This is a genomic window from Aeromonas sp. QDB54 (assembly GCF_027707385.1).
In the GTDB taxonomy this organism is placed as follows: Bacteria; Pseudomonadota; Gammaproteobacteria; order Enterobacterales; family Aeromonadaceae; genus Aeromonas; species Aeromonas hydrophila.
Genome location: NZ_JAPCIT010000009.1, coordinates 201,995 through 214,348, shown reverse-complemented (window position 1 = coordinate 214,348; position 12,354 = coordinate 201,995). Strand labels below are relative to the sequence as shown.

Annotated in this window: 9 protein-coding genes; 6 read left to right on the top strand and 3 right to left on the bottom strand. The window is 54.8% G+C overall.

Annotated elements, in window-relative coordinates; genetic code table 11:
• The first annotated feature begins 91 nt into the window (after positions 1-91).
• Together PG881_RS11640 and PG881_RS11635 are read left to right on the top strand one after the other, a co-directional pair.
• Entirely contained in the window at positions 92-634 is a 543-nt protein-coding gene (locus PG881_RS11640) for an ABC-three component system middle component 1 (protein ID WP_133295837.1), read from the top strand.
• Complete coding sequence (locus PG881_RS11635; RefSeq protein ID WP_113995292.1) at positions 624-3,755, top strand: AAA family ATPase; 3,132 nt, start codon at positions 624-626, stop codon at positions 3,753-3,755. Before PG881_RS11640 ends, PG881_RS11635 begins: the two co-directional genes overlap by 11 nt.
• A gap of 758 nt (positions 3,756-4,513) precedes the next feature.
• Here PG881_RS11635 and PG881_RS11630 read toward each other — a convergent pair.
• On the bottom strand, positions 4,514-5,494 hold the full coding sequence (locus PG881_RS11630) for a LysR family transcriptional regulator (protein WP_270800133.1): 981 nt from the start codon (positions 5,492-5,494) through the stop codon (positions 4,514-4,516).
• 192 nt (positions 5,495-5,686) lie between these two features.
• Here PG881_RS11630 and PG881_RS11625 point away from each other — a divergent pair, with 192 nt between their 5' ends.
• From PG881_RS11625 to PG881_RS11615, 3 genes are all read left to right on the top strand, one after another.
• Positions 5,687-6,670 (top strand): aldo/keto reductase, encoded by a 984-nt coding sequence (locus tag PG881_RS11625; protein WP_041218643.1) that lies wholly within the window; start codon positions 5,687-5,689, stop codon positions 6,668-6,670.
• A gap of 108 nt (positions 6,671-6,778) precedes the next feature.
• A complete protein-coding gene (locus PG881_RS11620) occupies positions 6,779-6,985 on the top strand; it encodes a hypothetical protein (RefSeq protein WP_270800132.1) in 207 nt (68 codons plus the stop codon).
• Between the two features lie 9 nt (positions 6,986-6,994).
• Complete coding sequence (locus tag PG881_RS11615) at positions 6,995-7,843, top strand: aldo/keto reductase (RefSeq protein WP_016350870.1); 849 nt, start codon at positions 6,995-6,997, stop codon at positions 7,841-7,843.
• 129 nt (positions 7,844-7,972) lie between these two features.
• Here the strand turns inward: PG881_RS11615 and PG881_RS11610 are convergent, their stop codons facing one another.
• Positions 7,973-9,610 (bottom strand): sensor domain-containing diguanylate cyclase, encoded by a 1,638-nt coding sequence (locus PG881_RS11610; RefSeq protein WP_270800130.1) that lies wholly within the window; start codon positions 9,608-9,610, stop codon positions 7,973-7,975.
• 185 nt (positions 9,611-9,795) lie between these two features.
• Positions 9,796-10,698 (bottom strand): LysR family transcriptional regulator, encoded by a 903-nt coding sequence (locus PG881_RS11605; RefSeq protein ID WP_270800128.1) that lies wholly within the window; start codon positions 10,696-10,698, stop codon positions 9,796-9,798.
• 157 nt (positions 10,699-10,855) lie between these two features.
• On the opposite strand from PG881_RS11605, the gene PG881_RS11600 reads away from it, so the two are divergent.
• Positions 10,856-12,289 carry a glycoside hydrolase family 1 protein gene (locus PG881_RS11600; protein ID WP_029300729.1) on the top strand — a complete coding sequence of 478 codons (1,434 nt, stop codon included), beginning with the start codon at positions 10,856-10,858 and terminating at the stop codon, positions 12,287-12,289.
• The last annotated feature ends 65 nt before the right edge of the window (positions 12,290-12,354 follow it).

Here is a 12,354-nt window from a genome sequence, read left to right as displayed (position 1 = left end):
TCATGATGAACCCTGTTCCATGGCTCCAGATGACAAACATGATCTCATATCAGGGACTTGTTCGCACCTTCCCTAGTAAAAGGACTCTACAATGCATATATCTAAATCCACTCAAAGCATTGAGTTTCTATCAAAACAATTCCCCCGCGCGGTATTCTCACTGTATCGTTCAGAACCAGATGATTACATAAGCTGTTTTGTTTGTTGGGTAAAAGATGAAGCCGACCTTCTGTTATTATGGAAAAAAGTAGCCAGCGTCATCGCCTATGATTACCAAAGCAAACTGGACAATAAATTTGATGCATGGAATATTTATCTCGCATTCATAACCCCATCCAGCATTGCCAAAACCACAAAATACGAGATCGAAAACGATAAATTCTCCATGAGGAAGCTTGTAGTTTCAGAGGCCACAAGCAAATTCGACCCTGAAGCACATTTAAACAATGAAATTCTAGGTGCCGACTTAAAACTTAGCCATATATTCTCATATGCCCCTCCAACAGATGATGCGGACCTAACCCAGTTGCACAAAAAACTGAACCAATTGATATCCGACAAAAGGTCAAACCCAATCCTTTCTTCGGAAAACGTTCTTCATTTAGCAAAGTGGATTTCTGACAATGAAATTTAAATCCGTGGATATCGTAGGTTTTCGCGCATACGCTGAGGACGGCGATGGGGCATTCGATTTTACAAACTCAGACGGCAAGGTGTCCAATTTTATTTCAATATATGCACCTAATGGTTTTGGGAAAAGCTCCTTTTACGACGCCGTGGAATGGGCAATAACAAACAATATCAGTCGCTATATCAGAGACAGCCAGCGTATAAACAATGATTCAGCATCACTATACCTAAACACGAGCGAGTCATCTCAAAGGATACTCAAAAATAGGTATATTGATGAGGGGGCTCCATCGTACGTAAAGGTATGCACAACCGGAAAAAAAGACTTTTATCGTCAGGTCAGGCGTCCCGCCGCGGGACAGCGCGACTACACCTATGACACAGCGCGAACAGACAAAACGACGAAACATTTAACAGACATTTTTTTATCTCAAGATGCTATCGATGCCTTCTTAAAAGAAGAGCGACCAGAGCAACGCTATGATCGTTTCATGGGGGCCTTTGGAGGGAACGACGAAAAGTATCGCAGCAGCCTATTCACTTCGATTAAGTCCTGTAGCCGTGAGCTAAAACAGCTCAGTGATATAATATCCTCTCTCGAAGAAAATTTACGCGAACCCACCTTGGAATTCAGCGTAGATGAAGTAAACCAGACTATAGGCGAGATAAATCTCAATGGCGGTAGCTTTCCTAAAATCGGGAATGCATTCTCAGAGCTGGAGCAAACAGAACTACTGTCAATGCTCTCGAAACGCGTAATTGAATTAAATACTGAGCTAGAGTCTTTAGGTCAGCGGAGGCAAGCGATTGACTACTGCATAGGCAATCTATCTCACCTTACCCAATATCGAGAACACAGTGCCAAGCTTAAGGTTGATCTTGCCAAAATAAATTCAAACCGAGATGACATTAACTCTCTATTTAAGGCGATAGATACCAAAAATAATTTAGAGCAGCGGCTTAGAAGCACTGTTGATGAGGCTCAGATAATCTCCCTGATACTATCCAATCAGCAACAGCTTAATAATATAGTTAAAGATATTACCAACCATAATCAAAAGATATCTGCAATCGACAAAGAGCTCGCCAACATAACTATATCTAATAGTGCAAGCACCCAGACCATAGAGTCTTTGCGACGTGAACGGATCAACAATGATACACAAATGGCTTCCCTGCTTGACGATTTGTCCAAAGTCGAAGCTCAGTTTGTCGAAATTGATGCACGAGACAAACTCATCCATGCCCTCAATTCCAAGATCACCGAATCAGAGAGGTGGACTACAACAGCGCATGCTCTTAAAAAATCATTACAAGACGAACTGTCAAAGTACACCAACCTCGCCGTCGGGAAATCAATAATTTCAGAGGATGCTCAAGCGCTGCTTAAGCCAGACCCCGAATTCGTGATGAATTATCATCAGAACTTAGAGCTAAGGAATGACATACAAGAGCGAATCCAAACATTAGATGTAAATGCCAAAGACTTAAGCGGCCAATCCGCGGATCTGTTCTCCCTAATAAGCATGGCAAAAACTCTTTTATCCAAAACTCTGTCTGATGCGTGCCCGGTGTGCAACGCACAGTATGAATCTCATACAGCTCTTTTGGAGAAAATCCAATCGAATGGAAGCATCGAAGCCGCACTCCACTCGCTTCTAATGAGCAGAGCAGACCTTGAGAAAAGAATTGTTCAGATAGATGATTTTCTAGACCGCGGGCACAGCTACCTGACTTCTCTGAAAACAGCTGCGATCGCGAAGATCAACGAGCGGCTATCAAATGTGGAATCTGAAGTCGCACGTTTAGATCGTGAACTGGCAGACGTGAAACATGATCTGGCAGTAAAAACTGATGATATACATAGACTTAGGGCAGGGGTTCGAAACCTTAACAAAGACGACTACATCAAATTTATCGGCGATGCCATATCGAGTGTCAAAGCGGACATAGTCAAGATCGACAACAGCCTTGAAGAGCTAATCACTTCAATCAAATCAGCCAATGATGCGGCTGGAAAAATAGCCTCAAACAGGGCTGAAATTCTCGCCAAATTAGAGGTAATCGAACAGAGTGACATATACATATTATACAAAACCCTTAAAACAAAATATATACTTCCAGAGGGAGATGTTCTGGAACTTTTTTCGCCAATATTCGATGAGCTAACTGAAAGAAAAATCAGCCTACATAGAGAAATAACTGCAACATCTGAATCCATCACAAAACTCCAAAATACACTATCCCAACCAGGTGAATATTCATCCGAGCCCCCACTTCTTGAGAAACTGGTGTCACTGACTGAAGAATTACGCCACATTGAAGATGCGACGACGCGAATAGAAGCGTTTCTTATCCCTCTTGTTAATGACTTCAGCGCACCAACCGAATCATTACTTAATGAGTTGCAGCTAAAAAAAACTGACCTTGACAAGAAAACCTCTACAGCTTCAGCATCTTTGATGCTCACCAACATCGTCCAAGCCCAAATAAAAGATGTCCTGCCATTCTTTAAATATAGAGAATTGAGGGCTAAAATTGACTCGCATAGAGACACAAAAAACCAGATCGAAAACCTATCTATTTCACTGAGTCGGGAACTGAAGAAAATTGAGCTTAAGCTCAAGGAGCGCATCGACAACTTCTTTTACACAGACTTAATCACATCTATCTATAGAAAAATTGATCCACATCCATTTTTCAAAACTGTAAGATTTGAATGTATTTTTCCAATTGAAGATAAGCCTAGGCTAGAGATATATCTTTATGAAGATGAGTTTAGTCAGCCAATATCTCCGGCTCTATACTTTAGTTCTGCACAATTAAATATACTTAGTCTTAGTATTTTCCTTGCGAAAGCTCTGCACATTGAGCACGATAGCGATCCAGTAAGGGCGATACTAATTGATGATCCAATTCATTCAATGGACTCGATTAATGTCCTTTCAGTCATCGACTTACTAAGAAATATCTCTGTGAAATTTGATCGACAAATAATACTTTCTACACATGACGAAAATTTTTATGAACTTATAAAGCTCAAGGTTCCTGAAGAACAATTTGGTTCAAAATTCATAAGATTTAAGTCGTTTGGGGTTGTGCACGCCGATAGCAATAGTGATTAAGCTATGATAACGAAAAGCCAATAACTTCTTGTCTGAACCTAGTGATACAAACCACCCAGGTCGCCTGGGTGGTTTACTAATAATCTATCCATATATGAAACTATCGGATAATCATTAGCGAAGAAATGTCTATACAGAACCGCTTCCTTTTGACTAAAAAACCAGCCATAAGGCTGAGCTAGACAATTCCAGCCTCTATGGCAGATAATTGGTCTCCCAATTTGTATGTTATTCAATCACTACAGAGGCGCTAAGGTGGTGTCGTAAAATTACTTCTCTCTAGGGGTGGGAGCAGAGGCTGATGCCATTTTATGTCATCTTATGGGTAATTTTTATGTCAACTTATGGGTTATCAGTCTTTCATAAGTCATTGATCTCTGGTTGTGTGTTATGTCAACTTATGGTTTAGACGACATCAATAAGTTACAGCTAATTACCCCCTTCAGACCTCTTGGTAATCCACTTTATGTGGATGAGTCAGGCCTCTTAATCTCGGATCTCCGACCCTCTGCAGCAACTTATCAGGTACGACCGCAAGGTGCCTGGAGTCTGGTGCAAACTTCCCCTTGATCTTCAGGGCCGGCACCTTACGCGAGCATTTTCCCTTCAGTCACTTTCCGTGGGCTCTATTGCCATTTCATCCTCTTTATTCTCACCCCGCTACGACCCTTTTTCGAAAGAGAAGTGCTTGCCGTGCACCAACGCCCAAGCCCGGAACGCACCCAGCAATCAGCAACCCCGAGCGCTTATTTGGGACGTTATGTCGGTTGCAGTGACCCCGTGCCGGCCAAATGGGCCTGCGCCAGTTCATCCATGTCGAGCACATAGTCGCGCTTGTCCGTGAGGCAGGCTATCGCCAGATCGATGAAGTGGCGTACCCTGGCGGGCTGGGCGGCGCGACTGCCATAGTAGAGAAACAGGCCGTGCATCTGGGTCATGTGCTCGAGCAGCAGGGGCACCAGGCGGCCGGCGCGGATATGCGCCGCTGCCGTTGGCCCGGCCAGCTGGCCGATGACGTCGCCAGCCAGCACGGCCCCCAGCTCCACCATCTCGTCGTTGGTGGAGAGTGCCGGGCGTACCGGATGTTCCTGCGGTTCGTCCCCTATCTTGACATGCCAGGGCACCAGGCGACCGTTGCCCGCGTGGCGAAAGGCACTGCAGCGGTGCAGGCCGAGATCATGCAGGGTGAGGGGCACGCCATATTTGCGCAGATAAGCGGGGGCGGCGCAGATGATGAGCTGCATGGGGAACAGGCGGCGCGCGATCAGCCCCTCCTGAGGAGAGATGCCGATGCGCAACCTCACATCGACCCGCTCCTCCACCCAGTTGCCGACCCTGTCATCGAGCTGGATATCCGGTTGCACATCAGGATAGCGCCGGCAGTACTCCTCCAGCACCGGCCCTATGATGGTCTGCACCACGGAACGCGGGCCCACGATCCGCAGCGGACCGGCGAACTCCTCACGGGTCTGGCGCGCAGCCGTCAGAGCCTGTTGCAGGCCGAGCAGGGCAGGCTGCGACGCCTCCAGAAACCGCTGACCCTCTTCGGTCAGCGACATGCTGCGGGTGGTGCGATGAAACAGACGCACCCCCAGATACGCTTCCAGCTGGCCGAGCGCCTTGCTGGCGGCCTGAGGGGAGATCTGCTGAGCCTCGGCCGCCTTGCTGAGACTGCCCAGCTCGGCCGTGTGGACGAAGGTGGTGATGGATCGCAATTCGTTGATCATGGTCTTGCTCATGGATTTACATCATTTGGTTGTAACTGATTCCGCTATTTACCGTCTAGTTCGATGTTTATCCCATCTCTATAGTTCGTCCATCCAACGTGCCAGCCTTTAACGTTTGTCTCCCCCCGGTTGGGTTGAGACAAGAGGCTGAGCATCCATGGTTATCAGGGCAGTTCCGGCTGCATTGTGAGAACAGGAGCAAACATGCAAACACGTCAATTGGGTAACAGCGGGCTGACGGTGTCCGCCATCGGTCTGGGTTGCATGGGCTTGAGCTTTGGCTATGGCCCCGCGACCGACAAGGCAGAGGCGATCGCCCTGATCCGGCGTGCCTTTGAGCTCGGGGTCACCTTCTTCGATACCGCCGAGGCCTATGGCCCGGGCGACAACGAGTTGTTGCTGGGAGAGGCGCTGGCCCCGTTTCGCGACAAGGTGGTGATCGCCACCAAGTTCGGCTTCAAAAATGGCAAGGTGCCTGATGGGCTGGACAGTCGGCCGGAGAATATCCGCGCCGTGGCGGAAGCATCGCTGCGCCGCCTCAACACCGACGTCATCGATCTCTTCTACCAGCACCGCGTCGATCCCGATGTGCCGATGGAAGACGTCGCAGGGACGGTGCGCGATCTTATTCAGGAGGGCAAGGTGCGTCACTTCGGCCTGTCCGAGGCCGGCGTCGATTCCATCCGCCGTGCCCACAAGGTGCAGTCAGTAGCGGCGCTGCAGAGCGAATACTCCCTCTGGTGGCGGGAGCCGGAGCAGGGGATCCTGCCGCTGCTTGACGAGCTGGGGATAGGTTTTGTGCCGTTCAGCCCGCTCGGTAAAGGCTTTCTGACGGGAGCCATCAAGGCTGATACCCGGTTCGAGGCGAACGATTTTCGCAGCATAGTGCCGCGCTTTGCCGAAGGCGCCCGCGCGGCCAACCTGCGCCTGGTGGAGGTGCTGGGGGATCTGGCCGCCAGCAAGGGGGTGACGCCAGCCCAGATTGCGCTTGCCTGGTTGCTGGCCCAGCGGTCCTGGATCGTGCCCATTCCGGGCACCACCAAGCTGCACCGGCTGGAAGAGAACCTGGGGGCGGCTGCCATCAGGCTCGGCAGCCGCGAGCTGGCCGATATTGACGCCGCCGTGGCAGGCATCGAGCTGGAAGGGGGGCGCTACCCGGCGCACCTGGGAAAACTGGTGGGGCGCTGAGGCTCCCTGCTGGAAAGCGAGCCCGGCCACTGCCGCGTGTCGAGACGCTGGTTCGCGTCGCCCCGGTTGGCCGGGGCCGTTCTGTTGTTATGACTCACAGGAGCCGCGATGGCCGGTATCATCTCGTCTGTAGTGCAATCGGGGCTGCCCGAACACCAGGATTCCGCTCAGTATCGGGCGGGCCGGTTTCACAATCTGGTGGCGGGATTGAGCGGCGTTGCCATCTTGAAGGTCATCAAGACGCGGTTACCCGCAGCCAGGCTGACTGGATCTGGCATGGTGGCGGTTCATGACATGCCAATGACAAACAACTAGGAGCAGATCATGCAAGCAGTAAAGCTGAACAATGACATCGAGATGCCCCTGCAGGGTTTTGGAGTCTTCCAGATGGCGGCGGCAGAGTGCGAACGTGCCGTCATCGAGGCCATCGATGCAGGTTACCGGCTGATCGATACCGCCGCCTCCTATCAAAATGAAACCCAGGTCGGCAACGGGATAAGGTTGAGTGGCATCGAGCGCGGCGAGCTGTTCATCACCACCAAACTCTGGTTGCAGGATGCCAACTATGAGGGGGCCAAGGCGCAATTCGAGCGCTCCTTGAACCGCCTGCAGCTCGATTATGTGGATCTTTATCTCATCCACCAGCCTTACGGGGATGTCCACGGCGCCTGGCGGGCGATGGCGGAGTTGCAGCAAGCCGGCAAGATCCGGGCGATTGGCGTCAGCAACTTCCACCCGGACCGGCTGGCGGATCTCATGGCATTCAACAAGGTGGCGCCTGCCATCAACCAGATAGAGGTGAACCCCTTCAATCAGCAGCTGCATGCCGTGCCTTGGATGCAGAGCAGACACATACAGCCGCAGGCGTGGGCTCCTTTTGCAGAGGGCAGAAACGGACTGTTCCAGCATCCGCAGCTGACCGCCATCGGGGCGAGACACGGGAAAAGTGTGGGGCAGGTAGTGCTGCGCTGGCTGTACCAGCGGGGCATAGCGGCGCTGGCCAAGTCTGTGCGCAAGGAACGGATGGAGGAGAATCTCGCTATCTTCGACTTTGAACTCAGTCATGAGGAGATGGTACAGATAGCGGCGCTCGATATGGCGGTCAGCGCCTTCTTCTCGCACCGCGATCCGGCCATGGTGGAGTGGCTGACTCAGCGCAGGCTCGACGTCTGATCGGGTCAATGAGCCATCGAGTCGGGCCATGTGCTGGCTGACGGCGAACCGCCTGTCGCATCAAGCCGCTTGCCGCAGCAGACGCCCATGAACCCGGATCTGTACACCTGGTTGCCCAGCTGACGTTGTCTAGCCGTGCTGCACGCGTTCGGGGGCATCTTCGGGCGGTGGCAGGGCGCCATCAGATGGGATCTGCTGGTCACGACCGGCCTGCACGGTACGATTGCGTCCCCGTCGCTTGGCTTCATAAAGTGCCTGGTCGGCCTGCTTCAGGACGGCGTTGAGATCGTCATCGCTGCCTGGCCAATGGGCGACCCCGAGCGAGATGGTGATGTGGCCGGCGCCGGGCATGGGGTGCGCGGCAACCCGCTGGCGCAGCCGCTCGGCGATCTCGAAGGCGAGAGGGAGCGACAGCCCGGGCAGCAAGATCAGAAACTCTTCACCGCCGCTGCGGCACACGGCATCGGCCTGCCTGGCGCCTTGCTGCATCAAGGTGGCGAGGGTGGCCAGCACCTGATCCCCGACATCATGGCCGAAACCGTCATTGATCTGCTTGAAATGGTCGATATCCAGTGCAATCACGGCGAGGGGTTGGCTCAGCGCCTGATAGCTGTCGAGCACCTGCTGCATGCCCCGGCGGTTGAACAGACCGGTCATGGCGTCGGTATGGCTGTCATTGTGCAGCTGGGTGATCCGGGTATTGAGCAGCCCCAGCCCCTTGAGCATGGCCTGCTTGAGCTGCGCCGCCTCGAAGTACCAGGCCCGGATCCTGGCGATGTTCTTGAGCGACTCCTGCTGATCCATCAGCTTGGCCTTGTGTGCCAGCTGCCACAGCGGCCTGGAGATGAAGATGGCGGAAATCCAGATGAACAGCAGGATCAGCAGGTTGATGGGAATGATCTTGAGCAGCACCCGCATCATCTGCTGATCCAGCCCGGTCAGGGTGGCGGCGCGGGGACGCTGCGCCACCACTCCCCAGTGGGTCTGGCGGATGGGGGCAAAGCCGGCCAGCATCTCGGTGCCTGTCTCATCGGTCAGCTCGAGCGCCCCCTCTTCGCCGTTCAACACCCGATCGACCACCCCGTTGTCACGGATTTTTTCACCGACCCTGGCACGGTCCGGGTGATAGATGCGGGTTCTGTTGCGATCGACCACATAGAGGGAGGAGCCATCCTGGTAGTAGTGCTGGCCCAGCATGCCGGAGAGCAGATTGGGTGACTGGAGATAGATGGTGCCCGCCACATAGCCGAGATAATTCTTCTCCTTGTCGAAGATGGGGCTGGAGAGGCTGATGAGATAGTTGCCGGAGAGCGAGATAAAGGGATCCGTGATCACCGGCCGCCGGGTCGTGATGGCGGCTCTGGAACCGGCGGAGGTGAGCTTGGCGCCCTTGATCTTGAGGGTATCCGGATAGACGCTCACCACCACGGCGTCGGCATTGACCACGGCCACCGAGTTGAACGTCGCGGTCTGCTGTTGCAAGCGTCGGACTTCACCCAGCAGGACATCGTCATCGGCCATGGCAGGGGCGAGCAGGGTGGCGCTGTAGGCCAGCTGGCTCTGGCTGGACTGGATCATGGTATTGGTCATGTCGGCCAGCTTGGCGGCGTAGACGCGGTTGGCATCCAGGGTATTGGAGATCAACAGCTCCCGTTGCGCCTCGTAGGTGGCATAGAAACTGTTGCTCAGGGTCGCCATGACGCCGACGACGGCCAGCGCCAGGATCAGACGACGCAGATCAATTTTCAATAACCGGTGAAGCAGCATGGCAGTGTGGCATCCGCGATGAGGGTGAGTGATCGTAAAACGATTGATTCTAATGGAGCCAACTGCCGAAAAGCTATCACTATCCACCCCCCTTCTTCACCATAATCACTTGATCGGCAAAGGGATGTCAGCGCTATCACCAAGCGGCCGCCTGCCAGGGGGGAAGAGAGAGGCGCCGAGCAGGCTCATGGCTGCTCTGGAGAAGGCCCCGTTTGCAGCGCGGGAGCTGGCTCACTCAGGTCGGCGACAATCTGCCAGAAGGCGTCGATGAGCGGGCCCTTGCTGTGGGGCGGGCGGATGAGGCCGATGATCCAGCTCGCTTCGGTATCATGCAGCGGCAGGGTCAGCACATCAGGGTGCTCTATGGTGGTGGAGGAGGGCACCAGGGTCCAGGCGATGTCGGCGGCTGCGGTGGCGACGCCGGCGGCGAAGTCGTTGACGTACTGGATATCGCGAAAGCGCAGCCCGCTCTGGGCCAGATAGTTCATCAGGTGATCATAAAACGAGGGGGCCTTGTCCCGGCGCAAGATAGCCAGCGGCTTGTCCACCAGATCCGCCAGTTCGCTCACGCCGGCGTAGCTGGCCGGCAGCACGGCGACAAAGTGCGCCCGCACCACCGGCAGACAGTGCCACCCCTTGGGGGCGGGCAGGCGGCAAAAACCCAGATCCAGCTTGCCCTCGCTCAGGGCCAGCAACTGGTGGTGAGTGGAGAGATCGTTGAGCTCTATGGTGACCTGCGGGCGTTCGGTGCGAAAACGGGCGATGGCGGCGGGCACCAGGATCTTGGTAGCAACCCCAAAGCCGATGCGCAGGGTGCCGCTGTTGCCCGCCAGCACGTCACGGGCGGTGCGCCCGAGCTGCTCGCTGGCCGCCACCAAGGCGCTGGCATCCTGGTAAAGGGCCCGCCCCAGCACGGTGAGGCGGGTACTGCTGGCATTGCGCTCGAACAGCTCGCCGCCCAGCTCCTCTTCCAGCCGCCGTATTTGCTTGCTCAGGGCCGACTGGGTGACGTGCTGGCGCACCGCTGCCTGACCGAAGTGCAGCACTTCTCCCAGGGTGACGAAGGCTTTCAGATCCCGTAACTCCATCCCGGCCCCTATGATTCCTGTTTGGAATGTTGAATGGTTTGATTTGTCATTGGACGGAATTTTATAACTGTTCGATGCTTATGCCAATTCCATTGGGCGCCGCCAGTCGGCGCGATAAAGGTGGCCGGTGCCACCGCCGCAGAAGGAGCAACCCCAGATGCATCACCACAAGTTCAACGACTTCCCCGCCGATTTTCTATGGGGCGCCGCCTCCGCCGCCTACCAGGTGGAAGGGGCCTGGAACGCCGATGGCAAGGGCCCCTCGGTGTGGGATCTGTTCACCAAGCTGCCGGGCAAGACCTTTGAGGGCAGCAACGGCGACGTGGCGGTGGATCACTATCACCGCATGGAGGAGGACGTGGCGCTGATGGCGGAAATGGGGCTCAAGGCCTACCGCTTCTCGGTGAGCTGGCCGCGTATCTACCCGACCGGCCGCGGCGAGGTAAACGAGGCGGGGCTGGCCTTCTACGAGAAACTCATCGATACCCTGCTGGCTCACCAGATAGAGCCGGTACTCACCCTCTATCACTGGGACTTGCCCCAGGCGCTACAGGATGAGTACGGTGGTTGGGAAGACAGACGCATCATCGAGGATTTCGAGCGCTACTGCGTGACCCTGTATCAACGTTTTGCCGGCAAGGTGAAGTACTGGGTGTCGCTCAACGAGCAGAACTACAACCTGACCAACGCCTATCAGCTCGGCACGCACCCGCCCGCAGTGCAGGACCGCAAGCGCTTCTTTGCTGCCAACCACATCGCGTTCCTGGCCAACGCCCGGGTCATCAAGGCGTTCCGCCAGCACGTGCCGGGGGGGCTGATCGGCCCAAGCTTTGCCTACTCGCCCGCCTATCCGGCGTCGTGCGATCCCAAAGATATGCTGGCGTTTGAAAACGCCGAGGAGTTCACCAACCTCTGGTGGCTGGATGCCTACTGCTTTGGCCGTTATCCGCAGGCGGCGCTTGCCTACCTGCGGGAGACCGGAGAAGCGCCGGATATCCTGCCGGGCGATCTCGAGCTGCTGCGGGAAGGGACGCCCGACTACATCGGGGTCAACTACTACTACACGCTGACCTTCACCGACAACCCGCTCGGCGGCCAGACCCTGCAGCGCATCAACACCACAGGGCAGAAGGGTACCACTCCCTCGAGCGGCATTCCCGGCCTCTACAAGACGGCCCCCAACCCGCACCTAGAGACCAGCAACTGGGACTGGGCCATCGACCCGACCGGGATGCGCATCGCCCTGCGCCGGCTCTCCTCTCGCTACGGTCTGCCGCTGATGATCACCGAGAACGGCCTCGGCGAGTTCGACAAGCTGGCAGAAGGAGATCGGGTGCACGACGACTACCGCATCGACTATTTGCGCAGCCACGTCAAGGCGTGCCAGGAGGCGCTGCAGGACGGAGTGGAGCTGCTGGGCTATTGTGCCTGGTCGTTCACCGACATCCTGAGCTGGCTCAACGGCTACCAGAAGCGCTACGGCTTCGTCTTTGTGGAGCGTGATGAGCAGGGCGGCTCCCTGCGTCGGCTCAAGAAGGACAGCTTCTACTGGTACCAGACGGTAATAAGCTCGGGCGGCAAAACGCTCTAGACAAACTGAGCAGCAGTACTTTGACAGGCTCCGCCCACCGGCGGGGCCTGTTGTTTTTGGTGGGA